At 67.9% G+C, this 26,050-nt stretch carries 20 protein-coding genes and 1 pseudogene; 10 read left to right on the top strand and 11 right to left on the bottom strand.

The annotated features are described in order from the left end of the window. Positions 1 to 78: 78 nt before the first annotated feature. Positions 79 to 660: pseudogene (locus tag HRV97_RS05150) on the top strand (ATP-binding protein); the annotation flags it as partial. A gap of 101 nt (positions 661 to 761) precedes the next feature. Here HRV97_RS05150 and HRV97_RS05145 read toward each other — a convergent pair. Then, complete coding sequence (locus tag HRV97_RS05145; protein WP_174192540.1) at positions 762 to 2,084, bottom strand: dicarboxylate/amino acid:cation symporter; 1,323 nt, start codon at positions 2,082 to 2,084, stop codon at positions 762 to 764. A gap of 75 nt (positions 2,085 to 2,159) precedes the next feature. On the opposite strand from HRV97_RS05145, the gene HRV97_RS05140 reads away from it, so the two are divergent. Continuing rightward, complete coding sequence (locus HRV97_RS05140; RefSeq protein ID WP_174192539.1) at positions 2,160 to 3,410, top strand: M24 family metallopeptidase; 1,251 nt, start codon at positions 2,160 to 2,162, stop codon at positions 3,408 to 3,410. Between the two features lie 271 nt (positions 3,411 to 3,681). Here the strand turns inward: HRV97_RS05140 and HRV97_RS05135 are convergent, their stop codons facing one another. After that, complete coding sequence (locus HRV97_RS05135) at positions 3,682 to 5,523, bottom strand: phosphoenolpyruvate carboxykinase (GTP) (protein ID WP_174192538.1); 1,842 nt, start codon at positions 5,521 to 5,523, stop codon at positions 3,682 to 3,684. 115 nt (positions 5,524 to 5,638) lie between these two features. On the opposite strand from HRV97_RS05135, the gene HRV97_RS05130 reads away from it, so the two are divergent. Further along, positions 5,639 to 6,838 (top strand): LysR family transcriptional regulator, encoded by a 1,200-nt coding sequence (locus HRV97_RS05130; protein WP_174192537.1) that lies wholly within the window; start codon positions 5,639 to 5,641, stop codon positions 6,836 to 6,838. Here HRV97_RS05130 and HRV97_RS05125 read toward each other — a convergent pair. Further along, complete coding sequence (locus tag HRV97_RS05125) at positions 6,835 to 7,689, bottom strand: LysR family transcriptional regulator (RefSeq protein WP_174192536.1); 855 nt, start codon at positions 7,687 to 7,689, stop codon at positions 6,835 to 6,837. The two genes, HRV97_RS05130 and HRV97_RS05125, sit on opposite strands and share 4 nt — an antisense overlap. A gap of 85 nt (positions 7,690 to 7,774) precedes the next feature. On the opposite strand from HRV97_RS05125, the gene HRV97_RS05120 reads away from it, so the two are divergent. Continuing rightward, complete coding sequence (locus HRV97_RS05120; protein WP_174192535.1) at positions 7,775 to 8,941, top strand: acyl-CoA dehydrogenase family protein; 1,167 nt, start codon at positions 7,775 to 7,777, stop codon at positions 8,939 to 8,941. Between the two features lie 30 nt (positions 8,942 to 8,971). Here the strand turns inward: HRV97_RS05120 and HRV97_RS05115 are convergent, their stop codons facing one another. After that, positions 8,972 to 9,307: a DMT family protein gene (locus HRV97_RS05115; protein ID WP_174192534.1), complete on the bottom strand. Its 336-nt coding sequence runs from the start codon at positions 9,305 to 9,307 to the stop codon at positions 8,972 to 8,974. Between the two features lie 33 nt (positions 9,308 to 9,340). Between HRV97_RS05115 and HRV97_RS05110 the strand changes: the two genes are divergently transcribed. After that, positions 9,341 to 10,942, top strand: a complete 1,602-nt coding sequence (locus tag HRV97_RS05110; RefSeq protein ID WP_174192533.1) for a carboxyl transferase domain-containing protein — start codon at positions 9,341 to 9,343, stop codon at positions 10,940 to 10,942. A 191-nt stretch (positions 10,943 to 11,133) separates the two neighbouring features. Here the strand turns inward: HRV97_RS05110 and HRV97_RS05105 are convergent, their stop codons facing one another. Next, on the bottom strand, positions 11,134 to 11,442 hold the full coding sequence (locus HRV97_RS05105; protein ID WP_425505729.1) for a GIY-YIG nuclease family protein: 309 nt from the start codon (positions 11,440 to 11,442) through the stop codon (positions 11,134 to 11,136). A gap of 110 nt (positions 11,443 to 11,552) precedes the next feature. Between HRV97_RS05105 and HRV97_RS05100 the strand changes: the two genes are divergently transcribed. Then, the gene (locus HRV97_RS05100; RefSeq protein WP_174192531.1) at positions 11,553 to 13,397 is read left to right on the top strand and encodes an acetyl/propionyl/methylcrotonyl-CoA carboxylase subunit alpha; all 1,845 of its coding nucleotides are present in this window, start codon (positions 11,553 to 11,555) and stop codon (positions 13,395 to 13,397) included. A 71-nt stretch (positions 13,398 to 13,468) separates the two neighbouring features. Here the strand turns inward: HRV97_RS05100 and HRV97_RS05095 are convergent, their stop codons facing one another. Both HRV97_RS05095 and HRV97_RS05090 read right to left on the bottom strand, forming a co-directional pair. Continuing rightward, on the bottom strand, positions 13,469 to 13,942 hold the full coding sequence (locus HRV97_RS05095; RefSeq protein WP_174192530.1) for an NfeD family protein: 474 nt from the start codon (positions 13,940 to 13,942) through the stop codon (positions 13,469 to 13,471). Continuing rightward, positions 13,939 to 14,937: an SPFH domain-containing protein gene (locus HRV97_RS05090; RefSeq protein WP_174192529.1), complete on the bottom strand. Its 999-nt coding sequence runs from the start codon at positions 14,935 to 14,937 to the stop codon at positions 13,939 to 13,941. Before HRV97_RS05090 ends, HRV97_RS05095 begins: the two co-directional genes overlap by 4 nt. A gap of 132 nt (positions 14,938 to 15,069) precedes the next feature. Between HRV97_RS05090 and guaB the strand changes: the two genes are divergently transcribed. The 3 genes from guaB (at position 15,070) to HRV97_RS05075 (ending at position 18,876) form a co-directional block, all read left to right on the top strand. Next, positions 15,070 to 16,527 carry an IMP dehydrogenase gene (gene guaB / locus HRV97_RS05085; RefSeq protein WP_174192528.1) on the top strand — a complete coding sequence of 486 codons (1,458 nt, stop codon included), beginning with the start codon at positions 15,070 to 15,072 and terminating at the stop codon, positions 16,525 to 16,527. Positions 16,528 to 17,166: 639 nt separating this feature from the next. Beyond that, on the top strand, positions 17,167 to 18,342 hold the full coding sequence (locus tag HRV97_RS05080; RefSeq protein WP_174192527.1) for an RsmB/NOP family class I SAM-dependent RNA methyltransferase: 1,176 nt from the start codon (positions 17,167 to 17,169) through the stop codon (positions 18,340 to 18,342). A 33-nt stretch (positions 18,343 to 18,375) separates the two neighbouring features. Then, a complete protein-coding gene (locus HRV97_RS05075; RefSeq protein ID WP_174192526.1) occupies positions 18,376 to 18,876 on the top strand; it encodes a tetratricopeptide repeat protein in 501 nt (166 codons plus the stop codon). Positions 18,877 to 18,896: 20 nt separating this feature from the next. On the opposite strand, the gene rsmA is transcribed toward HRV97_RS05075, so the two are convergent. From rsmA to HRV97_RS05055, 4 genes are all read right to left on the bottom strand, one after another. Further along, positions 18,897 to 19,724 (bottom strand): 16S rRNA (adenine(1518)-N(6)/adenine(1519)-N(6))-dimethyltransferase RsmA, encoded by an 828-nt coding sequence (rsmA, locus tag HRV97_RS05070; protein ID WP_343044431.1) that lies wholly within the window; start codon positions 19,722 to 19,724, stop codon positions 18,897 to 18,899. After that, positions 19,721 to 20,722: a 4-hydroxythreonine-4-phosphate dehydrogenase PdxA gene (pdxA, locus tag HRV97_RS05065; protein ID WP_174192525.1), complete on the bottom strand. Its 1,002-nt coding sequence runs from the start codon at positions 20,720 to 20,722 to the stop codon at positions 19,721 to 19,723. Before pdxA ends, rsmA begins: the two co-directional genes overlap by 4 nt. A gap of 7 nt (positions 20,723 to 20,729) precedes the next feature. Next, entirely contained in the window at positions 20,730 to 22,088 is a 1,359-nt protein-coding gene (locus tag HRV97_RS05060; RefSeq protein ID WP_174192524.1) for a peptidylprolyl isomerase, read from the bottom strand. Between the two features lie 76 nt (positions 22,089 to 22,164). Further along, entirely contained in the window at positions 22,165 to 24,393 is a 2,229-nt protein-coding gene (locus tag HRV97_RS05055) for an LPS-assembly protein LptD (protein ID WP_174192774.1), read from the bottom strand. A gap of 192 nt (positions 24,394 to 24,585) precedes the next feature. On the opposite strand from HRV97_RS05055, the gene HRV97_RS05050 reads away from it, so the two are divergent. Further along, positions 24,586 to 26,040 carry a leucyl aminopeptidase gene (locus HRV97_RS05050; RefSeq protein WP_174192523.1) on the top strand — a complete coding sequence of 485 codons (1,455 nt, stop codon included), beginning with the start codon at positions 24,586 to 24,588 and terminating at the stop codon, positions 26,038 to 26,040. Positions 26,041 to 26,050: the final 10 nt, after the last annotated feature.

Genomic DNA, 26,050 nt, shown 5'->3' with positions numbered 1-26,050 from the left:
TAGACCACCGGGATGAGGGGTCCCTTTTCGACGCCGATCACCCCGCTACCGGGGTCCTTTTTCCACGCCGATCCACAGCTCGACTCGCTGCGTCAGCCGCTCGAGACCGGCACCGTCAGCGTCGCGCGCGCCAACGCGCACGTCACCTTTCCGGCGCGCGTGCAACTGATCGCCGCGATGAACCCGTGTCGGTGCGGGCATCTGGGCGACGCGAGCCTCGCCTGCGCGCGCGCGCCGAAATGCGCCGCGGACTATCAAGCCAAGGTATCGGGGCCGCTGCTCGACCGCATCGACCTGCACGTCGAGGTGCAGGCGGTCACCGCCGCCGACCTGACGCTCCCGCCCCCGCGCGAGGGCTCGGCCGAGGTCGCCGCGCGCGTCGCCGCGGCAAGGACGGTGCAGACCGATCGGTTAGCGGGAAGCGGCGCCCGAACCAATGCCGAACTCGACGGCGACACGCTCGACCGCTTCGCCACGCCCGACGAGCCGGGCCGGCAGCTCCTCGCGCAAGCGGCGGCGCAGCTACGCCTCAGCGCGCGCAGCTACACCCGCGTGCTCCGCGTCGCGCGCACGATCGCCGATCTCGCTGGCGCAGCGACGATCGGCCGCATCCACGTCGCGGAGGCGCTCAGCTATCGCCGACAACCCCCGCGTAACTAGAGGCACTCTCAAACATCCCCAAGCCCCCTCATCCCGGACTTGATCCGGCCCCCCCGCTTCTGCGCTTGCAAGGGCAACGAGTGCAGAACGACCTTACGCGATCATACGTCGCGAAACGAGGTGACCGGATCGGCCGGGCCGTGCCCGCTCGGCGCACGCGGCGCCTTGATCGCGACAGGCTCGGGCGCGTCGAACCCGCCCTCCCATTTCGCCACCACCGCGCTCGCGACCGCGTTGCCGATCACGTTGGTCGCGGTGCGGCCCATGTCGAGGAAGTGATCCACCGCCAGGATGAGCAGCAGCCCCGCCTCGGGGATGTTGAACATCGGCATCGTCGCCGCGATCACCACCAGGCTTGCGCGCGGCACGCCGGCGATCCCCTTGCTCGTTACCATCAGCACCAGCAGCATGGTGATCTGCTGCCCGATCGACAGGTCGATCCCGTACGCCTGCGCGACGAACAGCGACGCGAACCCCATGTAGATCATCGATCCGTCGAGGTTGAACGAGTAGCCGAGCGGCAGCACGAAGCTCGCAATCCGCGGCGGCACCCCGAAGCGATCGAGCGCCTCCAGCATGCGCGGATAAGCGGCCTCCGACGACGCGGTCGAGAAGGCGACCAGCAACGGCTCGCGCACGTGGCGGATCAGGTCGAGGATGCGCCGCCCGATGAACAAGGTGCCGACGCCCAGCAGCACCGCCCACAGCACCAGCAGCGTCAGATAGAAGCTGCCCATGAAATAAGCGAGCTGCCCGATCACCCCCGCGCCACGCTCGGTCAGCGTCCCCGCGACCGCGGCAAATACCGCGATCGGCGCCACGCGCATGACGTAATCCGTCACCTGCAACATGACGTGGACCAGCGCGTCGATGCCGCGGATCAGCGGCGCGGCCTTCTCGCCGACCGCGGTGATGCCGACGCCGACGAACAGCGACATGACGACGATCTGCAGGATTTCGTTCTTCGCCATTGCGTCCACCATCGAGGCGGGCACGATGTGCGTGACGAAATCCTTGAGGTTGAACCCCGTCGTCTCCACGCCCGAGGCGGCGGTCGCGGCGGGCAGCGGCAGGTTGATGCCGACGCCGGGCTGGAACACGTTCACCAGGATCAGCCCGAGCCCGAGCGAGACTAGGCTCGCGCAGATGAACCAGCCGAGCGCGCGCCCGCCGATCCGCCCGAGCGCCTTCGTGTCGCCCATCTGCGCTATCCCCGACACCAGCGTCGCGAACACCAGCGGCGCGATGATCATCTTGATGAGGCGCAGGAACAGCCCCGTCACGATCGAGAAGTAACCCGCGATCTCGGTCAGCCGTACCTGTGCCGCGGGCGTCCCGTCGTTCAGCCAGCCGTTGAGCGCCAGCCCGACGACCAGGCCCGCGACGAGGCCGATCATGATGTACAAGGTCAGCCGCTTGGCCAAATCATTGCTCCCGCTTGAGTGCGTCAGGGAAGGGGATTGCGGCGCCTCGGTCAAGCACCCTATCGTTCGCCGCCTATGCCGACCTCGTTCAACCGCCGCAACGTCCTCGCCGCCGCGACCGCGCTGCCGTTCGCGCCATACGTGCTGCGCGCGGCCGAGCCCGATCTCGCGGGGCTGCAGGACATGACACGCGGCCCCAGGCCGATCGACGCCGCCGAGCGCACGCGCCGGCTGTCACGCGCGCAGGCGTCGATGAAGGCGAACGGTGTCGGCGCGGTGCTGATCGAACCCGGCGCGTCGATGATCTACTTCACCGGCGTGCGCTGGCATTTGTCGGAGCGGCTCACCTGCGCGATCCTGCCCGCGGAGGGCGAGCCGTGCATCGTCACGCCGTTTTTCGAGGAGCCCTCGGTGCGCCTCAGCCTATCGGTCCCAGCCGAGGTCAGGACGTGGAACGAGGATGAGGATCCGCTCAAGGTCGTGGCGGGCTTCCTGCGCGATCGCCGCCTCACCAAACAGCCGATTGGCGTGGAGGCAAACGTCCGCTTCTTCGCGACCGATCGCCTGCGCGCGGCGCTGCCGGACGCGCGGCTGGTCAGCGCCGACCCGGTCGTACGCGCGTGCCGCATGGTCAAGTCGGCGGCCGAGATCGCGCTGATGCAAGTCGCGACTGACGTGACGATCGCGGCTTATCGCTGGCTCCACCCACGCGTCGAGCCCGGCATGACCGGCCGCGATGTCGGCGCGCTGATGGACGCGGCAACCCGCAAGCTCGGCGGCGCGCCCGAATTCTCGATGGCGCTGGTCGGCCCTGATGCGGCACTCCCTCACGGCGGCACCGCGCCGCGCCGGATCGCGCGCGGCGACGTGGTGCTGATGGATTGCGGCTGCACGGTGCAGGGCTACCAATCCGACGTGTCCCGAACCTTCGTCGTCGGCGCGGCCAGCGCAGAGGTGCGCCGCGTCTGGGATCAGGTCGCGCGCGGGCAGCAGGTGGCCTTCGCGGCGGCGAAGCTCGGCGCGCCCGCGGGCAGCGTCGACGATGCGGTACGCCGCTACTATGAGTCGCTCGGCTATGGCCCCGGCTATCGTCTGCCCGGCCTGTCGCACCGCACCGGGCACGGGATTGGCATGGAAGGGCACGAGCCGGTAAACCTCGTCCGCGGCGAGGCCACCCCGCTCGCCCCCGGCATGTGCTTCTCCGACGAGCCCGGCCTCTACCTGCCGGGCAAGTTCGGGGTCCGGCTTGAGGATTGCTTCCACATGACCGAGACCGGGCCAAAATGGTTCAGCGAGCCGCCCGCCTCCATCGATCGGCCGGTTTAAGCTATCGTCTAGCGAAGAGAAGCGGAAGCTCGGCTCAGAGTTAGGACGAGTGCGGTAGCTGATATCGCCAGAGCCGGCTTCAACTCATTGAAGCAATCTCGTCATCCCGAGTTTGACCCCGGATCCCGCTTCTTCTGCTTCCGCCGCTGATAACGTCGCCGCGAGCGTGAGCCGTCTACCCATGGCCAAACGCCAGCGGCGCCCGCGCGGGGGAGTTCCGCGCGGACGCCGCATCGACGGCGGCCGCGAAGCCGCCGGGAGCCATGACCGGTCAGGCAGTCGCCAGCCGCTCCTCCAGCGCCTGCTGCTGCCGCATCAGCGCGGGCGGGATCGGCGCGCCGAACTCTTCCAGGAAGGTGCGATTGCGCGCGGCTTCCTCGCTCCACGTGACCGCGTCGACCAACAGCAATGTCTCGACCGCGCTCGGCGACAGATCGAGCGCCGCCACGTCGAGCGCGTCGGCCGTCGGCAGATAACCGATCGGCGTCTCGACCGCGTCCGCCTCGCCCTCGATCCGCTCGACGATCCACTTCAGCACGCGCGAATTCTCGCCGAAGCCTGGCCAGACGAACTTGCCGTTCTCATCCTTGCGGAACCAGTTGACCATGAAGATGCGCGGCAGGACCGCGGCGTCCGACTGTGCCTTGGCGCCGATCTTCACCCAATGGTTGAAGTAATCGCCCATGTTGTAGCCGCAGAACGGCAGCATCGCAAAGGGATCGCGGCGCAGCGCACCCACCTTGCCCTCGGCCGCCGCCGTACCCTCGGACGCGATGTTGGCGGCCATGTACACGCCGTGCTCCCAGTCGAACGCCTCGACCGCCAGCGGCACCGCGCTCGCGCGGCGGCCACCGAACAGGAACGCGCTGATCGGCACGCCTTCGGGCGACTGCCACTCGTCGGCGATCGACGGGCATTGCGCGGCGGGCGCGGTGAAGCGGGCGTTGGGGTGCGCCGCGGGCTTGCCGCTCGCGGGATCGTACGGCTCGCCGGTCCAGTCGGTCAGCCCCTCGGGCGGCGTTTCCGACAGGCCCTCCCACCACACGTCGCCGTCGGCAGTCAGCGCGGTGTTGGTGAAGATGCACGTGCCCGACAGCGTGTCGATCGCGTTCTTGTTGGTGGCAGGGCCCGTGCCCGGCGCCACGCCGAAGAAGCCCGCTTCCGGGTTGATCGCGTACAGCCGCCCGTCCTTGCCGAACCGCATCCAGGCGATATCGTCGCCCACCGTCTCGGCCTTCCAGCCCAGTACCGTCGGCTCGAGCATCGCCAGGTTGGTCTTGCCGCACGCGCTGGGGAAGGCGGCGGCAACGTAATGTGCCTTACCGGCCGGGTTGGTCAGCTTGAGGATCAGCATGTGCTCGGCCAGCCAACCCTCGTCGCGCGCCATCACGCTGGCGATCCTGAGCGCGAAGCATTTCTTGCCGAGCAAAGCGTTGCCGCCATAGCCCGAGCCGTAGGACCAGATCTCGCGCGTCTCGGGAAAGTGGACGATCCACTTCTCCTCGTTGCACGGCCACGCCACGTCCGCCTGACCCTCGGCGAGCGGCATCCCAACTGTGTGGACGCAGCGGACGAAGAAGCCGTCCTCGCCCAGCATCTCCAGCGCGGGCGTGCCGATGCGGGTCATAATCCGCATGGAAAGAACGACATAGGCACTATCGGTCAACTCGACGCCGATCGCGCTCTTGTCCGACCCAATCGGACCCATGCAATAAGGCACGACGTACATCGTCCGCCCGCGCATCGACCCCGCGAACAGCCCATCCAACTTGCCGCGCATCTCCGCCGGCTCGACCCAATTGTTGGTGGGACCGGCATCGCCCTCCGCGTCCGAGCAGATAAAGGTGCGGCTCTCGACCCGCGCCACGTCACGCGGATCGGAGCGCGCGTAGAAGCTGTCGGGGCGCAACTCTGGGTTCAACCGCACCAGCGTGCCCGCCTGCACCAATTGCTCGGACAGGGCGTCCCACTCTGCCTGCGACCCGTCGCACCAGTGAATGGCGTCGGGCTGCGTGTGCGTCGCGATCTGCTCGACCCACTCGATCAGCGCGCGGTGGCTGGTCGGCGGGGTGCCCGAGTTGCTCGTCGTCGCGACGGCGGGTTGCATCAGCATGGATCGTATCCCTCTCCGCCCATTCACGGGCAATATTGTGCAACGTTAAAGCTGGAGTGGACCCTTGTTCAAATCTGAATACCGGAATGGTATAAGCCTGCGTTAAAGGACAACGATGACAGCCGCGCACGACCTCAACCTGCGTCACCTGCGCCTGCTGCTCGGCATCGCGCAGGCCGGCAGCCTCAGCCACGCGGCGCGCACATCGGGCGTGTCGCAGCCCGCGCTCAGCCAGGCGCTCGCCAAGCTGGAGGCCGCGTTCGGCGTCGCCTTGTTCGACCGCACTGCGTCGGGCGTGTCGCCGACCGCGGCGGGGCGGCGCATCGTCCGCCGCGTCGACCACGCGCTGACCCGCATCTCGCGCGCATTCCGCCGATCAAGCGCGACGCCGCAGAAGGGCGACCCGCACAATTACCTCACCACCGCGCACGTCCGCGGCCTCATCAACCTTGCCGAAGCCGGCAGTTTCATGCGCGCGGCCGAGAGCGCGGGCGTGTCGGTACCCGCGCTCCACCGCGCGGTTCGCGATCTGGAGCAATTGAGCGGCACTGCCCTGGTCGAGCGCCGCGGCCGCGGCGTCGGCCTGACCCGCGCGGGCGCAACCCTCGCCCAAGGGTTCAACCTCGCGCACGCCGAACTCACCACCGCGTTGGAGGAATCGAGCGGGAAGGGCGGTCGCCTCGCGATCGGCGCGATGGCGCTGTCGCGCTCGCTGCTGCTGCCCGCCACGCTCGCCGATTTGCTGCGCGATCACCCCGCCGCGCGCGTCGACGTGGTGGAGGGATCGTACCTCGAACTGGTCGAACTGCTGCGGTCGGGTCGCATCGACATGCTGATCGGCGCACTGCGCGACCATCCCGGGCGCGAGCTGCTCCAGGAGCCATTGTTCACCGACCGCCTGACGATCATCGGCCGCGCCGAACATCCGCTGGCGGTTGGAGAGGCCGGGTTCGAGGACCTTGCTGCCTATCCCTGGATCGTCGCGCGCCGCGCCTCCGGGCTGCTCGACCGCTGGCAGCAGATGTTCGACCACGCCGACAAGCCGCGCCCCGATGCGCCGATCCAGTGCGGCTCGGTCGCGCTTATCCGCGGCGTGCTGGTGCGCAGCGACTTCCTCACGCTTCTATCCCCCGATCAGGTCAGCGCCGAGATCGAGTCGGGCTCGCTTGTCACGATCCAGTCGTGCGTTCCCGACACGATGCGCACGATCGGCGCGATTACGCGGCGCGACTGGTACCCGACCGCGCTGCAGGAACAGTTCATGGCGGTGCTGCGCCACCACGCAACGGTCGGGCGCACTCAGCCAGGCGACTAACCCAGGCCCTCGACGGCGCGAACCAGCGCGCTTCCGCGCAGCGCTGCGGCATCGAGGTGCGGCGCGTAGGCCAGCCCCAGTGTTCGCGTCAGGTCGAACCCGTCGAGCCGCGGACAGACCACGCCGTCGCCCGCGAAACTCTGCGGCACCAACGTCACGCCCAGCCCTTCGCGCACGTAGCGCAATGCGCGCTCGTCGCTCGCGGTCCGCGCGGAAAAGAAAGGGCGCACCCCGCGTGCCGTAAAGTGCCGGCTGGTGTCGGCCAACGCCTCGCAATGCCGCCGCACGATCATTGCCTCGCTCGCCAGTTCCTCCGCCGCCACGCTCGCGCGCGCTGCGAGCGGGTGAAAGGTAGGGAGCGCCATCGCGTAGCCCTCCTCGGCTACGACGTCGTGTGCACCCGCACCCGCCCGCACGATCGTCAGCGCCACGTCGATCCGGCCGCTCGCCAGCCGATCGCTCAACTCGCGCTCGCGCCCCTCGTACAACTCCAGCCGCTCGCCACCCGCGACACGATGCGCGCGCAGCACCCGCTCGATCCAGCCAGGCGCGATCGAGCCGAGCACGCCCAGCCGGATCGTCTCCGCCGCCGCGCTGCCCGCAACCACACGCTCGGCCGCCAGGAACCCCGCTTCGATCCGCCGCGCCTGCTCGGCCAGCAACGTGCCCGCGTGCGTCAGCTCGACCCGTCGGTTGCTGCGCCGGAACAGCGTCTGGCCGAGCGTCTTCTCCAGCTTGGCGATCCCGACCGACAAGGTCGGCTGCGACACGTTGCAAGCCTCCGCCGCGCGCGAGAAATTGCCGCGGTCGATCACCGCCAGGAAATAGCGCAGATGGTAACGGTCGATCATAGACGATCTCTATGATGTGCTGCGCGAAACTTCAATTTTGCGCACTGTCCCCGCGACTGGTACACGTTCCGCAAAGGAGAGACCCGTGGCAGAAATGGACTTCGCGCTCGGCGACAATGCCGAGATGATCCGCGACACCACCCGCCGGTTCGCGACCGACAAGATCGCGCCATTGGCTGCGAAGATCGACGCCGACGACTGGTTCCCGCGCGATGAGCTGTGGCCCGCGATGGGCGAGCTCGGCCTCCACGGCATCACCGTCGACGAGGAAGACGGCGGCCTCGGCCTCGGTTACCTCGAACATGTCGTCGCGCAAGAGGAAGTCGCGCGCGCGTCCGCCTCGATCGGTCTCAGCTACGGCGCGCACTCCAACCTGTGCGTCAACCAGATCCGCCGCTGGGCCAACCCGGAGCAGAAGGCGAAATACCTGCCTAAGCTCATCAGCGGCGAACACGTCGGCAGCCTCGCCATGTCGGAGGCGAACGCCGGTTCCGACGTCGTCTCGATGAAGCTGCGCGCGGAAAAGGTGCAGGGCGGCTACGTGCTCAACGGCACCAAATTCTGGATTACCAACGCACCCTACGCCGACACGCTCGTCGTCTATGCCAAGACCGGCGAGGGTAGTCGCGGCATCACGACCTTTCTGATCGAGAAGGACATGCCGGGCTTCGCGATCGGGCAGAAGATCGACAAGATGGGCATGCGCGGCTCGCCCACCGCTGAACTCGTCTTCACCGACTGCGAGGTGCCCGAGGAGAACGTGATGGGGCCGGTGAACGGCGGCGTCGGTGTCTTGATGAGCGGGCTCGATTACGAGCGCACCGTGCTCGCGGGCATCCAGTTGGGCGTGATGCAGGCGTGCCTCGACGTCGTGCTGCCTTACGTGCGCGAGCGACAGCAGTTCGGCCAGCCGATCGGCGCGTTCCAGTTGATGCAGGCGAAGATCGCCGACATGTACGTCGCGCTCAACTCCGCGCGCGCCTACGTCTACGCGGTGGCGCAGGCGTGCGACGCGGGCAAGACGACGCGCTTCGACGCAGCGGGCGCGATCCTGCTCGCCAGCGAGAGCGCGTTCAAGGTCGCGGGCGAGGCGGTGCAGGCGCTGGGCGGTGCCGGCTATACCAAGGATTGGCCGGTCGAGCGTTTCCTGCGCGACGCCAAGCTGCTCGACATTGGTGCTGGCACTAATGAGATCCGCCGCATGCTGATCGGGCGCGAGCTGATCGGCCACAACCCGCCCGTCGCGCAGTGACCCCGCACGGCACGGGCAGGTTAGGCGGCGTCACTTGCCCGAGAACATGAACGCCACCGCACCCATCAGGCAGGCGAACGCGGCGGCATGGCGCCAGTGGAGCGGCTCCTTGAGCACCGCGACCATGAACACGCCGAACACGATGAGCGCGATCGCCTCCTGCGTGACCTTGAGCTGCCCGGCACTCCAGCCCGCCGCATATCCGATGCGGTTGGCGGGCACTGCCAGGCAATATTCGAACAGCGCGATCCCCCAACTGATCGCGATGACCAGCGGCAGGGGTTTGTCCATCCCGCCCTTCAGGTGCCAATACCAGGCAGTGGTCATGAACACGTTGGACGTGACGAGCAGGAAGAGCGTCGGCATGAACGCCGCTTATCGTGGATTAGGAAAGACGCAATGAGCGCTCCGCGCCTGAACACCGGATTGTCGCAAGGCGACGCGAGTTTCGCGGCCAATGCGCAGCACAATTGCGCGCTCGCCGAGGAACTGCGAGACCGCGTGGCCCAGGCCGCGCTCGGCGGCGACCAGCGCGCGCGCGATCGTCATACGTCGCGTGGAAAGCTCCTCCCGCGCGACCGCGTCGAGCGGCTGCTCGATCCCGGCACCGCGTTCCTCGAAATCGGACAGCTCGCAGCCAACGGCCTCTACGACGATCAGGTGCCCGGCGCCGGGCTGATCTGCGGCATCGGCACCGTCTCAGGGCGGCAGGTCATGATCGTGTGCAACGACGCGACCGTGAAGGGCGGCACCTATTACCCGCTGACCGTCAAGAAACACCTGCGCGCGCAGGAGATCGCGAGCGAGAACCGGCTGCCCTGCATTTACCTCGTCGATTCGGGCGGCGCCAACCTGCCGCACCAGGCCGAGGTCTTCCCCGACCGCGAGCATTTCGGCCGCATCTTCTTCAACCAAGCGAACATGTCGGCGTTGCAGATCCCGCAGATCGCCTGCGTGATGGGCAGCTGCACCGCGGGCGGCGCCTATGTGCCCGCAATGAGTGACGAGACGGTGATCGTCCGCAATCAGGGCACGATCTTCCTCGCCGGCCCGCCGCTGGTGAAGGCGGCGACGGGCGAGGTCATCTCGGCCGAGGAACTGGGCGGCGCGGAAACGCACGGCCGCCGCTCCGGGGTGGTCGATCACGTCGCCGAGAACGACGATCACGCGCTTACCATAGTGCGCGACATCGTATCGACGCTGCCGCCACCGCCCGCGCCGACGATCAACCTCGCCGAGCCGCGCGAGCCGATGTTCCCCGCCGACGACCTCTACGGCATCGTACCGCAGGACGTACGTGCGCCCTACGACGTGCACGAGGTGATCGCGCGGCTGGTCGACGCCAGCGAGTTCCACGAGTTCAAGGCGCTCTACGGCACCAGCCTCGTCTGCGGCTTCGCGCATATCCATGGGCTGCCGGTCGCAATCCTCGCCAACAACGGCGTGCTGTTCAGCGATTCGGCGCAAAAGGGCGCGCACTTCATCGAACTCGCCTGCCAGCGCCGCGTGCCGCTGTTGTTTCTCCAGAACATCTCAGGCTTCATGGTCGGCGGGCGCTACGAGGCGGAAGGCATCGCCAAGCACGGCGCGAAGCTCGTCACCGCAGTCGCGACCGCCAGCGTGCCCAAGATCACGATCCTGATCGGCGGCAGCTTCGGCGCCGGAAACTACGGCATGTGCGGCCGTGCCTACTCACCCCGCTTCCTGTTCTCCTGGCCCAACAGCCGCATCAGCGTGATGGGCGGCGAACAGGCCGCAAGCGTCCTCGCCACCGTCCACCGCGACGCCGAAAGCTGGACGCCCGAACAGGCGGAGGCGTTCAAGGTACCAGTCCGGCAGAAGTACGAGGATGAGGGCAATCCCTATTACGCGACCGCCCGTTTGTGGGACGACGGCGTCATCGACCCCGCGCAGACCCGCGACGTGCTCGGCCTCGCGCTGACCGCCTGCGTCAACGCACCGATCGAGGATCGCCCCCGCTTCGGCGTGTTCCGGATGTGACGGGAATGTACACCGTACATTCCCGTCATCCTGAACTCGTTTCAGGATCCATGTCGCTTAAAGCGGCAAAAGATGGAAGGCGCACTAACTCGCCTCATCGTCGTCTCAAACTCATGTTAGGGCTCGTCGTGCCTCAGGCGGTCACTGGCAGAGGACACACCACCTCGCCCGACCGTCGTCCTGAACTTGTTTCAGGACCCATCTCGCCCCACACGATCACGCACAAACGGAAACCTCAACGTCACCGCCAGATCAATCCACTCGGGATTGTCTCGCTCGATCAATCCAATCTTCCACTCGCGGTGCCAGCGCTTGAGTTGCTTTTCCCGCGCAATCGCACTTGGCATGTCGGCGAACAGCTCGTAGCGCACGAGGCTGGTCACGCCGTATCGCGCCGTGAATTCACTCTGCCCGCCACGGTGCTGCCCCAACCGCGCGATCAGGTCGGCGGTCACGCCGATGTAGATCGTCCCCATTCGCCGGCTCGCGAGCAGATACACGCACGGTTGCTTCACCACTTCTCCCGCAGTCGCCCAGCCGAATCATGGATGCTGAAACAAGTTCAGCATGACGACAAGACTGGGTCCACGCCCCGCTTTGAGGTAAGAACATGATCCAATCGCTCCTCATCGCCAACCGCGGCGAGATCGCCTGCCGCATCATCCGCACGGCGCGCGCCCTCGGCATTCGCACCGTCGCGGTCTATTCCGACGCCGACGCCGACGCGCTCCACGTGCGCATGGCCGACGAAGCGGTCCACATCGGCGCGTCACCGGCGCGCGAGAGCTACCTCGTCGGCGACCGCATCATCGCTGCCGCGCGCGAAACGGGTGCAGAGGCGATCCACCCCGGCTACGGCTTCCTCTCGGAGAACGCCGACTTCGCAGCAGCCGTGCTCGACGCCGGCCTGATCTGGGTCGGCCCCAACCCCGACAGCATCCGCGCCATGGGGCTGAAGGACGCTGCCAAGGAGCGGATGATCGCAGCCGGCGTGCCCGTCACCCCCGGCTATCTCGGCGCCGATCAGTCGCCTGGGCGGCTGCGCGCCGAAGCGGACGCGATCGGCTATCCCGTGCTCATCAAGGCGGTCGCGGGCGGCGGCGGCAAGGGGATGCGGCAGGTGGGTGACGCCGCCGCCTTCGCCGACGCGCTGCAATCGTGCCAGCGCGAGGCGGCGTCCTCGTTCGGCGACGACCGCGTGCTGATCGAGAAATACATCCAGAGCCCGCGCCACATCGAGGTGCAGGTGTTCGGCGACCGCCACGGCCACGTCGTCCACCTGTTCGAGCGCGACTGCTCGCTCCAGCGCCGCCATCAGAAGGTCATCGAGGAAGCGCCCGCACCCGGCATGGACGAGGCCACCCGCGCCGCGGTCTGCGCCGCCGCGGTCAAGGCAGCGCAGGCGGTCGACTACGTCGGCGCGGGCACGATCGAGTTCATCGCGGATGCGAGCGAAGGCCTACGCGCCGACCGCATCTGGTTCATGGAAATGAACACCCGCCTCCAGGTCGAGCATCCGGTGACCGAGGCGATCACCGGGCAGGACCTGGTCGAGTGGCAGCTTCGCGTCGCGAGCGGCGAGCCGCTGCCGTGCACCCAGGACGAGCTCACCATCACCGGCCACGCGATCGAGGCGCGGCTCTACGCCGAGGACCCGGCTAAGGGCTTCCTCCCGTCGATCGGCACGCTGGAGGCGTTCAATCTCGGCGACGACGTGCGCGTCGACACCGGCGTCGAGCAGGACAGCGTCATCTCGCCTTTCTACGATCCGATGATCGCCAAGCTGATCGCACACGGCGAAACGCGCGAGGACGCGCGCGAGCAGCTCGCCGACGCGCTCGACGAGGCGGTGGTATGGCCGGTCCGCTCGAACGCCGGCTTCCTGGTCGAGGCGCTCGACCATCCCGACTTCGCCGGGGGCCGCGTCGACACCGGGCTGATCGCGCGCGAGGGCGACGCGCTGATGCCGCCCGCTTATCCGAGCGAGGAAGCGCTGACCGCCGCCGCCGCCGAACTCGCCGGCCCCGCGCCGCTCGCGGGCTTCCGCCTGAACGCGTCCCCACGTCGCGCCGCGCGCTTCCTGCTCGACGGTGAGGCGATCGACATCGACTTCACGGACGCAGAGGAGGCGGAGGAAGCGGTCACCACCAGCGTCCTCATTAGCGAAGGGGGTCAGACCTGGGCGCTCGCCCCCTTCCGCGCGAGCGGCGCGGCGGCGGGCGGGGCAGGCGACGGCGCGATCCTGTCGCCGATGCCCGGCCGCGTCATCGCGGTCGAGGTCGCCGCGGGCGCGAGCGTCACCAAGGGGCAGAAGCTGCTGACGCTGGAGGCTATGAAGATGGAGCACAGCCTCGTCGCGCCGTTCGACGGCATTGTCGCCGAGCTCAACGCCGAAGCGGGCGGGCAGGTGACCGAGGGCGCGCTGCTGGCGCGGATCGAGGCGGCGGCCGGTTAAACCCGTCATCCCGGGCTTGACCCGGGATCCCGCTTCTTCTGCCCGCCCGAGCTAAAAAGCGAGACCCCGGATCAGGTCCGGGGTGACGAGCTAATCACATCGCCCAGCGGCTCCACTACCAGCACGCCCGCGTCGACCGCCACCACCCGCGCCCGCGCGCCCGCCGCCAGCTCGGGCCCGCGCGCCGGCCACGCGCCGTCGCCAAGCGTCACGCGCCCCGAGCCATGCTCGATCGCGCGCTCCACCGTCACCACCGCGCCGACCAGCCGTGCCGCGGGATCGTTCAACCGCGCCGCGTCGCCCTCGACCGGATAGTCGCGGTACCAGCGCCGCCCGACCAGCACCGCGACCGCGCTCCACACCGCGAAGGCCCCGATCTGCGCCGCCAGCGGCAAATCGGGCAGCGCGAGCAATGCCACGCCGACGATCGCAGCCGCCACCGCAACGAAGACGAGGAAAACGCCCGGCACCACCAGCTCGGCGATCCCGAGCAGCAACGCCGCGATCAGCCACGCGCCCGCGCCGGTCAGGTCACCCCAGCTCATTCCTCGCTCGCTACGCCCCCACCGATCCGCGGCACGCTGGCGGTCGCGTCACGCGCCGGCTTGTCCTTCTTCGCCCCAGTCGGGTTCTGCGGCGACAGCGCATCGCGCGCCAACTCGCCGATCCCGCCCAGCGTTCCGATCAACTGCGTCGCCTCGACCGGGAACAGGATCGTCTTGGCATTGGGGCTGGTCGCGAACTTGCCCACCGCCTCGACATATTTCTGCGCAATGAAATAGTTGAGCGACTGCGTGCCCCCGCTCTCGATCGCCTCCGACACGACCTGCGTCGCGCGCGCCTCGGCCTCGGCGGCACGCTCGCGGGCCTCCGCGTCACGGTAAGCCGATTCGCGCCGCCCCTCGGCCTCCAGGATGCGCGCCTGCTTCTGCCCCTCGGCACGCAGGATTTCGGACGCGCGGCTGCCCTCCGCTTCCAGGATGTTGGCGCGCTTCTCGCGCTCGGCCTTCATCTGCCGTCCCATCGCGGAGACGATATCGGCGGGCGGGCGGATGTCCTTGATCTCTACGCGCGTGATCTTGACGCCCCACGGCACCGTCGCGTGATCGACCACCGACAGCAGCCGCGCGTTGATCTCGTCGCGCTTGGACAGCGTCTCGTCGAGGTCCATCGACCCCATTACGGTCCGCAGGTTAGTCGTCGTCAGCTGCAACAACGCGACGTACAGGTCCGACACCTCATACGCCGCCTTGGGCGCGTCGAGCACCTGGAAGAACACCACGCCATCGGTCGAGACGATTGCATTGTCCTTGGTGATGATCTCCTGCCCCGGAATGTCGATCACCTGCTCCATCATGTTCACCTTGCGGCCGACACGGTAGAAGAAGGCGGGGTAGAAGTTGAACCCGGGCGAGGCGGTGGTGGTGTAGCGCCCGAAATGCTCGATCGTATATTGGTAACCCTGGCGCACGATCTTGATGCTGCTCATCAGGTAGAACAGCACCAGCACGAGCAGCAGCGCGGCAATCGTCGTCAGCATGTCCATCTCCCCCCAACCCTTGAGCAGTGTATCACCCGATCATAGCGCCCCCGTCAGCCCGGACCTAGCGAAACCGGACGAACGCGGTTACATGGCCCGCCACTCCTTCCCTCGACTGGATTCGGCGCTCTCATGGACATCCGCCTCGGGCTCACCTTCGACGACGTGCTGCTCGTGCCGGGCGCATCCGAGGTGCTGCCGACTGACGCCGACACCCGCACCCGCGTGACGCGCGACATTGCGCTCAACATTCCCGTCCTGTCCTCCGCGATGGACACGGTGACCGAGGCCGACATGGCGATCGTCATGGCGCAGTTGGGCGGCATGGGTGTGCTCCACCGCAATCTGACCGTCGAGGAACAGGTCGCCGCGGTTCGCGCGGTGAAGCGGTTCGAGAGCGGCATGGTCGTCAACCCGATTACCATCACCCCGCAAGCGACGCTCGCCGACGCGCAGGCACTGATGGCCGCGAACCGGATCAGCGGCATTCCGGTGGTGGAAGCCGACGGCAAGCTCGTCGGCATTCTGACCAACCGCGACGTCCGCTTTGCCGAGAACCCGAAGCAGCCCGTCGCCGAGCTGATGACGCGCGACAATCTCGCTACCGTGTCGGCGGGCGTGGAGCAGGAGGAGGCACGCCGCCTGCTTCATCAGCGCCGGATCGAAAAGCTGCTTGTCGTCGACGATGCCTATCGCTGCGTCGGGCTTATTACGGTCAAGGACATCGAAAAGGCGGTCACCTACCCAGACGCGACCAAGGACGCTGCCGGCCGCCTGCGCGTCGCCGCCGCGACCACGGTCGGCGACAAGGGCTTCGCGCGGACCGAGGCGCTGGTCGACGCCGAGTGCGACCTCGTCGTCATCGATACCGCGCACGGCCACAACCGTGACGTCGCGCGTGCGGTCGAGCGCGTGAAGAAACTGTCCAACTCGGTCCAGGTCATCGCCGGCAACGTCGCCACCGCCGAGGCGACGCGCGCGCTGATCGAGGCGGGCGCGGACGGGATCAAGGTCGGCATCGGCCCGGGCTCGATCTGCACCACCCGCGTCGTCGCCGGCGTCGGCGTGCCGCAGCTGACCGCGGTGATGGACTGCGCGGAAGCCGGTGAGAAGCTCGGCGTCCCCGTCATCGCCGACGGTGGGCTTCGCACCTCGGGTGATCTCGCCAAGGCGCTGGCGGCGGGTGCCGCGACCTGCATGGTCGGCTCGCTGCTCGCCGGGACCGAGGAAGCACCGGGAGAAACCTTTCTCTATCAGGGACGTGCGTACAAATCCTACCGCGGCATGGGAAGCGTCGGGGCGATGGGTCGCGGCTCGGCCGACCGCTATTTCCAAGGCGAGGTGCGCGATCAGCTCAAGCTCGTGCCCGAGGGAATCGAGGGACAGGTGCCCTACAAGGGGCCGGCACGCGACGTCATCCATCAGCTCGTCGGCGGCATCAAGGCGGCGATGGGCTACACCGGTGCCGCGACGATCCGCGATCTACAGGAGCGCGCCAACTTCGTCCGCATCACCGGCGCGGGACTGAAGGAAAGCCACGTCCACGACGTTACGATCACGCGCGAGGCACCCAATTACCCGACGCGGTAAGGCACTGTCCTACGCACCCGCACCGTGCCATCGTGGCCCCGTGCGCGCACCCGAACCCGGATCAGCCGAACTGCGTGATGCTGGCGAGGTATCGTCGACTTGGCCTGGTCTACGCGCGCGTAACGTCAGGCTGCGTGCCCCTAGCCTCGTTCGCGAGCGCTCACCTTTTCTGCGCGCGTGTGCAGGCGTTCGGGTAAGTGGTGAACGCGACACGCTCAACCGCGCGAACGGCTCGTCATCAGCTCGTCCTGTCAAGCGTTGGCACGGCGCGCCTTGGCGTGACCTTCGTGTGACCTTCCGCGGGCAAGCACGTATTCGTCTCCGCGATCGCGTCGCGTCTTGGAGTGACCTTAGCGTGACCTTCCACCGCCGGCACGCTGATCGCGGCCTGCATTGGCGTGACCTTCGCATGACCTTCCACGCTCAGGCAGGGGTTGGTCGTCACGGCTGCGTTACGCCTTGGCGTGATCTTAGCATGACCTTTCGCCGCAAGATCAGTTCCGCCCACGTCGATGGCAGCTCGCGTTGGTGTGACCTTCGCATGACCTTCCGCGCCGCGGACGCGGCAGTCACCCGGTTGCCGCTCTCTCCGCGTGCCGACTTGCACCGGGCCGCCCACCGCCCGTACGAGCCGCAACCATGACCCCCGCCGCCCGTACCCAGGCCGCGATCGACCTGCTCGACGCGATCGTCGCCGCCGCCGCCGATAACGGCGCCGCCGCCGACACGCTGATCGCGCGTTATTTCGCGCAGCGCCGCTACGCCGGCTCGAAGGACCGCCGCGCGGTACGCGAACTGGTTTATGCTGCGATCCGCCTCCTCGGCGAGCGGCCGGCGAACGGCCGTGACGCAATGGTCGCGCTCGCCAAGACCGATCCGGCGATCGCCGCGACTTTCGACGGCTCTACCCACGCGCCACTGCCGATCGCGGCGAACGAGGATACCGCCACGCCGGGCATCGCACCGGCCTGGTTGATGGAGCGGCTGTCGGCCTCTGGTCTCTCTGCCGAGGAACAAGGCGCGCTAACCGGGCGCGCGCCGCTCGACGTGCGCGTCAACACGTTGCTTGCCACGGCCGATGCCATCGCGCCCGAGTTGCGCGAGCCACAACCGATCGTCGGGCTGCCTGACGCGCTACGCTTGCCCGCCGGCACCGACCTCGCGCCATTCGCTGGCCGACTGGAGGTGCAGGATGCCGGCAGCCAGGCGGTGACGCTCGCTGCCGCGGCGCAGCCCGGCATGACCGTGGTCGACCTGTGCGCGGGGGCAGGGGGCAAGAGCCTCGCGCTCGCCGCCGCGATGGCGAACGACGGCCGGATCGTCGCCGCCGACATCGACCGCGCCCGCCTGCGTCGCCTCGAACCGCGCGCGACGGCGGCGGGTGCGACGATCATCGAACCGTTGCTGCTCGACGCCGGTCGCGAAGCCGACGCGCTTCTGCCGCTCCGCGCCGCCGCCGACGTGGTGCTGATCGACGCACCGTGTTCGGGCACCGGCACGTGGCGCCGCAACCCCGAGGCGCGCTGGCGGCTCAGCCCGGCGCGGATCGACCGCTTCGTCGCCACACAGCGCCACGTGCTCGCGCTCGGCGCGCCGCTGGTGAAGCCGGGCGGTGCCTTGGTGTACATCGTCTGCTCGTTGCTCGATGCCGAGGGGAGGAACCAAGTCGACGCCTTTCTCGCCGCGCATCCCCGCTGGCATGCAGAGGCGGTGTCGCTGCCGCTCGGCCGGCTCCACGGCTTGGGCGTTCGGCTGACCCCGGCGCACGACAACAGCGACGGCTTTTTTGTCGCACGCCTTCGGGCACCATGCTAACCCGCTGTCATCGTGCCGAAGCTGGAGCCGATCATGCGTTTTACTTCCCTGGCCGTCGCGCTCGGGCTGGCTGCGGCCTCGATCTCGACCTCGCTGCACGGGCAGCGCCCCGACGATCAACTCGACCCGCGTAGCGTCGCCTTGGTCAAGCAGGCGCAGGCGGCACGTGCCGCGGGCAACCTCGACGGCGCGACGGACCTGCTCGAAACCGCGCTGGCGGTCGACCCGCGTAACCGTCAGGCATTCGTCGTTCTCGCCGACGTGTCGGAAGCGCGCGGGCTGCCCGGCAAGGCGATCCGCCTGTACCGCGAGGCGCTGCTGCTCGAACCCAACGACGTCGACGCGCTCAGCGGGCAGGGCGAGGCGATGGTCGCCAAGGGTGCGGTGGAACGCGCCAAGCAGAACCTCGCGCGCGTCCGCACGCTCTGCAAGGGCCAATGCCCGCAGGCGACTGCGCTCGCGACGCGTATCGCCAAAGGTCCCCCGGTCACCACCGCGCAGGTCAGCGTCAATCCCACCATCGCGAAGGACTGAACGGGCGGAGGCTTGGGCGCCTAGCTCAATCGCCGGGCGACCGCGACGAACTCGGGCACCGACACCGTTTCCGCACGGCGCGTCGGATCTATCCCCTCGGCCTCCAGCGCCTCCAGCGCGCCCGGCACGCCGCGCAGACTCTGGCGCAGCATTTTGCGACGTTGCCCGAACGCAGCCGCGGTGACTCGCTCTAGCACGTCGAGCCGCACACCCGCGGGCTCGTCCGCCGGGGTGATGTGCACCACCGCCGACATCACCTTGGGCGGCGGGGTAAAGGCGGAACGATGCACCGGCATCGCCAGCTTGGCCCGGTTGCGCCACTGGGACAATACCGCCAACCGCCCGTAGGCATCGCTCGCCACCGGCGCGACAATCCGATCGGCGACCTCGCGCTGGAACATCAGCGTCAACGACTGCCACCACGGCGCCCACTCGGCCGACAGCCACCCGACCAGCAACGGCGTGCCGACGTTATACGGCAGGTTGGACACGATGTGCGGCTTGCCATCGAACAGCGCCCGCGCATCGATCTCGGTCGCGTCGCCCTCGATCACGCGTAGTTTGCCCGGGTAGGCGGCTTCCAGTTCGGCCAGCGCCGGTATGCAGCGCCGGTCGCGCTCGATGGCGGTCACCCGTGCTCCGGTCGCCAAGAGCGCGCGGGTCAGTCCACCGGGGCCAGGACCGATCTCCAGCACCTCCTGCCCATCCAGCTCGCCCGGAACACGCGCAATGCGGCCGAGCAATTGCGCGTCGAACAGGAAATTTTGCCCCAACGCCTTAGACGCGTTCAGCCCGAAGCGCGCGATCACCTCGCGCAGCGGCGGCAGGTCGACGGTTGGATTGCTCACGGGCGAGCGGCGGCGCGTTGCTGCCGGTTGCACGCCAGCGTATCCGCCATTCGGATCGCCGCGATCATCGCACCGGGATGCGCTTGATCCTGTCCGGCGATACCGAAGGCGGTGCCGTGATCGGGCGAGGTGCGCACGATCGGTAGGCCGAGCGTGACGTTGACGCCTTCGTCGAAATGCAGGGTCTTGAGCGGCACCAACGCCTGATCGTGGTAAGCGCACATCGCGGCATCGTAGCGTTCGCGCGCACGCGGATGGAACATCGTGTCGGCCGCGACCGGTCCCGTTGTCTCGATCCCTTCTGCACGAAGTTGCTCAATCGCAGGCTCGATCACGTCGATCTCCTCGCGACCGAGTGCACCACCCTCACCAGCATGAGGATTGATCCCGGCAAAGGCGAGTCGCGGATGCGCGATGCCAAAACTGTCGCGGAGTTCGCGCGCGGTCACCCGCGCCTTGGCAACGATCAGATCGACCGTCAGCAGACGTGGCACCTCGGCGAGCGGCACGTGCGTGGTGATCGGCACGACGCGCAGCGATGGCCCTGCGAGCATCATCACGGCATCGTCGCGCGACACGCCGCAGCGATCAGCGACGAACTCGGTCTGACCCGGTGGCGTGAACCCCACTTGGTAGAGCTGCGCCTTTCCGACGGGTGCCGTCACCAACGCGCGGGCGGCACCCGAGCGTGCCAGCACAGTCGCGGTTTCCAGCGCCTCCAGCGCACTGCGCGCGCCCTCCATGTCGGGCCGCCCGGGCACCACTGTACCGCCGGCATCGACAGCCATTACCGGCAACGCGTCACCGAAGGTCGCCGGCACGTGGCCGAGCGTCGTGGCCTCGACAATTGGGCCCTGCCACACTGCCGCAAACGCCCGAAGGTCGCCGATCACGACGAAGGGGGGCAAGTCATGTTCGACGCGAGCAGCCCAGGCCTTCGCGATGATTTCCGGTCCGATTCCGGCCGGGTCACCCATCGAGACGACGATCGGGGTCATGCCCGGCTCAGCGATAGTCGATCACCGCGTCGCGACGAAGGTCGCGCAACGCCTGTTGCGCGCGCAGGTTGACGCGTTGCTGTTCCAACTGGCTCTGGATCTGCTCGGCACCCGGCAGCTGTCCCGAGACCGGATCGTCGCGGCCGCACAGCACCAGCGTGCGAACGCCTTCCGTCGGCGAACCGAACGGCGGCGATGCTTGGCCGACCTGCAACTTGGCCATAATCTCTTGCAGCGGTCCCGGCAGGTCGCGGATCCGCACCGTGTCATTCTGAACCACCTCTGCGTTCAACGTCTGCCCGACCTTGTCGACCGAACCGCAGCCTTGCAGCTTGCGGATTTCGGTCGCGAACTGTGCGGTGCGCGCGCTTGCCTGTGCCTGCGTGGTGTTCGCCGGGAACTTGATTGTCATCTGCTTCAAGCTGAGCCGAGCGTCGCGCGGATCGGCGGTCAGCACCTGTCGCTTGTCGACCAAGTATAGGATTGAATAACCGCCCGGCACCGGGATCGGGCCGGCGACCTGGCCGACCTGCATCTGCTGGCTCGCCTGCGATAGTTCTGCGGGTAACTGCGCCGCGCGTACCCAGCCCAGGTCGCCGCCAACTGCGCGCGTCGTCGCCGCCGAATAGTTGCGCGCGAAATAGCTGAACGGCGCCTGCGCCTTCTGAATTTCGCCGATGATCTGGCGACCTTGTGCCTCGACCTGCGTCTGCTGATCGGGCGTCGCGTTCAGGTAAATCTCGGCGAGATGATATTCCTCGGTGCCCTTGGCGGCTTGCAGGCGGTCGATGATCGCCTTGACCTCTTCGTCGCCGACGTTGACGAACGGCTCGACCCGCTTGCGCAGGTAACGGTTCCAAGCGAGTTCGCCCTCGATCTGCCGCCGCATCGAACGATCGGACGAGCCCTGGTCACGCAGCCAGGCGGCAAACTCTGCCGGCGACTTGTTGAACTGCTTGGCGACACGCGCGAGGCTCTGGTCCATCTCCTCCTTGGAGACGGTGATGTCGGCAGTCTTCGCCTGCTGGATCTGCAGCGTTTCGTCGATCAACTGCCGCAGGACCTGCAGGCGCAGGCGCTCGCGATCCTCGTTGGTCAATTTGGCTTGGTTCGCCGCCGCGATCAGCGCCACGCGCTGATCGACGTCGGTGCCGGTGATAACGGTCTCGTTGACGATCGCCGTCGCCTTGCGGATGTTCGGATCGACCTTGCCGAAGATCTGCAGATTGGCGGGAATGTTGAGCCCGGTGTTGTCGGGCAGCGATTGGTCGTCCACCGTCTGCGCGACCGCAGCGGTCGTGATCGCCAGCCCTAGCAGCGATGCCATCGCACGACGTGTCAGCAGCGCGCCCTTCGTCTTCGTCATCACAAGCGTCTCGAATTCCTGTTCCAGCCGCGATCGGCCACGTCGAAGTCCTGCCCCGACCTTGCTGAACCTCGGCTTAGCGTCCGAGCCCCTTCAACGCCAGCGTCAACAGGTAGCTGTTGCCCGCGCGCACGTCGCCGGTGGTGCGGTAATCGCGTCGCCAGGTTAGTCCGAGCTCCAGGCAATCGTCCTCGTAGGCAACACCCAGCCGGTGGCGGATCGGGTCGAACCCGTCGCTCGACGACAGCACGTCTTCCTCGCGGTCGGTCAGGTCGACCACCGCCGAGCCGAACACCGACCAGAAACGCGCAAAGGCAGCGCGTCCGGCGAAGCGGACCTCCTCGCGGTCCTGCAATCCGACGGCGGGATCGATGTCGCGGTTGAGGCGCAGATAACCGACCGTCGCGTAGGTCGTGTACGAGCCCACGGTTGCGTCGATCTCGTTGCGACGCACGTCGAGATTATCCTTGTCGAGCCGGTAACGGTGCGTGAAGGTGATCAGGTCGCGCAGGCGCACGTTGGTTCGACCGACGATGTCGGAAAAGCTGTCCGACAGTCCGGTACCGACCGGCAGGATCGTGGGACGCGAGTCGAGTCGGTAGCTCTGGCCGATTGTCGTGTCGATCGACAGGCCCGGACGATCGAACGCCCATTCGCCACCATAAGTGACGCGCGACGAGTCTTCCCAGCGGTCGTATCCGGGAAAGCGATTGAGCGCGAACAGGTTCGAGTCCGCCAGATCGACCGCGCGCGCGTCCTCGTTGGGCACCCGCAGGTTGGCGACATGCGGCGAGGCGACGATCTGCACCCGCGGGGTCCAGCGCTGCGTCCCGCCGAACAGTTCGCCGATGAAGGGCCATTTGATGTCGATCGCCGCCGCGCCGATCGCGCGCGTCTGGAAACCGTTGAGCCCGCGGTAGCTCGCCACCGCGGTCGCGGCGGTGTCGCTGGTGTTGTAGGCGTCGCCGCGCGCGAAGGCAGTCAGCGTGACCTCTTGGCCCCAGTTGGTCAGGCGGCGCAGGTTCCATTCCGCGCTGGCGAAGGCGCGCTGCGTGTCCTGTCCGGCCTTGCGCCCGATCGCGAGGGTGTTCGCCTGGAGCGACAGCACGCCGCCCGCCACGTCCTGCACGCGGCGGCGATAATCGATCTCGGGCAGCGCGACTGGCTGCATCGACTGGCGATCACCGACGCGCAGCGTTTGCGTCGCCCAGCCGCTCACCGCGAAATAACTGTTGGCGTCGATATGCTCGAGCGCGAAGGTGCTGCGCAGGCGATCGTCGTCGGAAATGTCGTAGCGCCGCGTGAAGGTGCGATCGGTCGACAAGCGCAGGGAGCCCGACAGGCTCCACTCGGGCGTGAACTGGAACCGCATCGTTCCATCGAGATAGCCGCGAAACGCCCGCTCGGTCGCGGTGGTGAAGCCCGCCGACAAATCCTCGCTGCGCCGTCCCGATGTCGCGTAACCGGCGATCGAGAAGGCGCCAAGCGTATTCACCTCGCGGTAGCGTGCCTCCAACAGCGGCACGACGTTCGTGAAGATGTGCGGCGCGATCACCAGCGAGCGGTTCTGGTTGAGCGCGATGTTGAACGGGAGCGTCAGCTCGCCACCGTTCAGCCGATCGATGCCGAGGCCCGGCGTTAGTAACCCGGTGCTGTTCGAATCGGCTGTGCTGGTGGAGAAACGCGGCAGGCGCGGGCTGGCGAGCCCGAACAGGTTGAAGCGCGCGCCCTCGAAATAGACGCGGTCGTTATCGGGGCGATAGGTGACGCGGACCGCTGTGATCTTCCACGTCGGCTCCTTGGGACAATTGCTCGCGTCGGTGACCGGGCAGGGCGAGTAGGCGGCGCGGTTGAGGAAATAGGTGCCGTTCTCGTCGCGGCGGCCGTCCACCGCGGCGAGACGGCCGCCGCGCTCCAGCACGACCAGCAAATTGTCGATCACGCCGTCCTTCAACGTGTCGGTCAGCTCGATCGAATCGCCGTAAGCCACGTCGCCCTGCGGGTGGGTGACCGCGACGTTGCCGTTCGCGACGACGCGACCGGTCTTGCGGTTCCACACCACCTTCTCGGCACGCAGCTTCTCACCGCTGCGCGTCATGCGCACGTCGCCGAGAGCGGTGACGATGTCGGCATTGTAATCGTATTCGAGCGACGACGAGCTGAACTGCACTTGGTCGTCACCCGTCGGGGGCGGGGTCTGCGCGGTGTCGGCGGGAATGCTCAGCGCGGGATCGGGCGTCGGCGCACGATCGGCCAGCGACTGCGCGGCGGCCGGGACGGACGCCGCGGCGCACAGGGCAGCCATCGGCAGCACGCACCCGGCGAGGAAATCAGAACGCGTCACGTTGCTCCCGTATGGCTATCACTCGCCAGCGGCCGGAAGAGCACGGCGCTGCACATGCGCCCTATCGCATCGCCCGCGCGTTGCTGCAACGCTTTGCCAGCGCGCGCGCACGTGCCTATCAGGCACGTCAGAGAATGAGGGAATAGGTTGACCATGAAGATCACGTTCGCCGCCACTCGCCCGACCGACGCCGCGGTGCTCGCGCTCGCGGTGCGCAAAGGCGCGGAGCCCGCCGGGCTGGCCGCCGAGCATCAGGCGCTCGTCACGGGCGCCTTGTCGGGGCAGCGTTTCGAGGGCGAGCTGGGGACGAGCGCAGAGGTGTTCCTGCCGGCGGCGCAGGGAACGCAGCGTGTCGTGCTGCTGGGTGTCGGCAGCGGGGACGATGCCGCATATGAGCGCGCGGGCGGCGCACTTGCAGCGAAGCTGCTCACGGCGGGCGCGCCGACTGTCGTCGCCGATTTGTCGGGCGTCGATGCGGCGAGCGCCGCCAGGTTCGCCGCCGGCGCGTCGCAGCGCAGCTGGCGCTTCGACGAATATCGCACGCGTCTGACGGCCAAGCAGAAGCCGACGTTCGAAGAGCTGGTGGTCGTCAGCGACGCGAATGACGTCGAAGCCGCGTGGCACGGCCGCGACGCGGTGACGCGCGGCTTGGGGCTCGCGCGGACGCTCGCGGCGCTGCCGCCGAACATCCTCTACCCCGAAAGCTTCGTCGAGCGCGTGACCGCGGCGGTCGATGGGCTTGGGCTCGACGTCACCGTGCTGGACGAGCCGCAGATGCGCGAACTCGGCATGGGTGCGCTCCTCGGTGTCAGCCAGGGTTCGCGGCGCGAGGCGCGTATCCTCGCGCTCAAGTGGAACGGTGGCGCGGCCGACGCGCCGCTGACTGCGCTGGTCGGCAAGGGCGTGACGTTCGACACCGGGGGCATCTCGATCAAGCCCGCCGCGGGCATGGAGGACATGAAGTGGGACATGGGCGGTGCCGGCGCAGTCGCGGGCGCGATGCTCAGCCTCGCTGCACGCAAGGCCAAGGCCAACATCATCGGCGTGATGGGCCTGGTCGAGAACATGCCCGACGGTAACGCGCAGCGCCCCGGCGACGTCGTCACCACGATGTCGGGGCAGACGGTCGAGGTCATCAACACCGACGCCGAAGGTCGGCTGGTCCTATGCGACGCAATTACCTGGGTTCAGCGCGAGCACAAGCCGGCGCAGATCATCGATCTCGCCACGCTCACCGGCGCGATGATCGTCAGCCTGGGCAATGAGATGGGCGGGTTGTTTGCGAACGACGATGCGCTCGCCGAGCAGATCCTGGCGGCGGGGCGTGCGAGCGGCGACCTGTTGTGGCGCTTCCCGCTGGCGGACGGCTACGACAAGCTGATCGACTCTGCGATCGCCGACATGAAGAACGTCGGCCCGCGCGGCGGCGGTTCGATCACCGCGGCGCAGTTCATCAAGCGCTTCGTCGACGAGGGCGTGAAATGGGCGCACCTCGACATCGCTGGCATGGTCTGGTCGGAGAAGGACGGCGCGACCTGGGGCAAGGGCGCGACCGGCTACGGCGTGCGCGTGCTCGACCGCTTCGTCGCCGACAATCTAGAGGGCTGAGGCAAGGCGC

Source organism: Sphingomonas hominis, from assembly GCF_013328205.1.
GTDB lineage: Bacteria > Pseudomonadota > Alphaproteobacteria > Sphingomonadales > Sphingomonadaceae > Sphingomonas > Sphingomonas hominis.
Note: the sequence above shows the minus strand (reverse complement) of the source record. Positions and strands in the feature narration are given on the sequence as shown.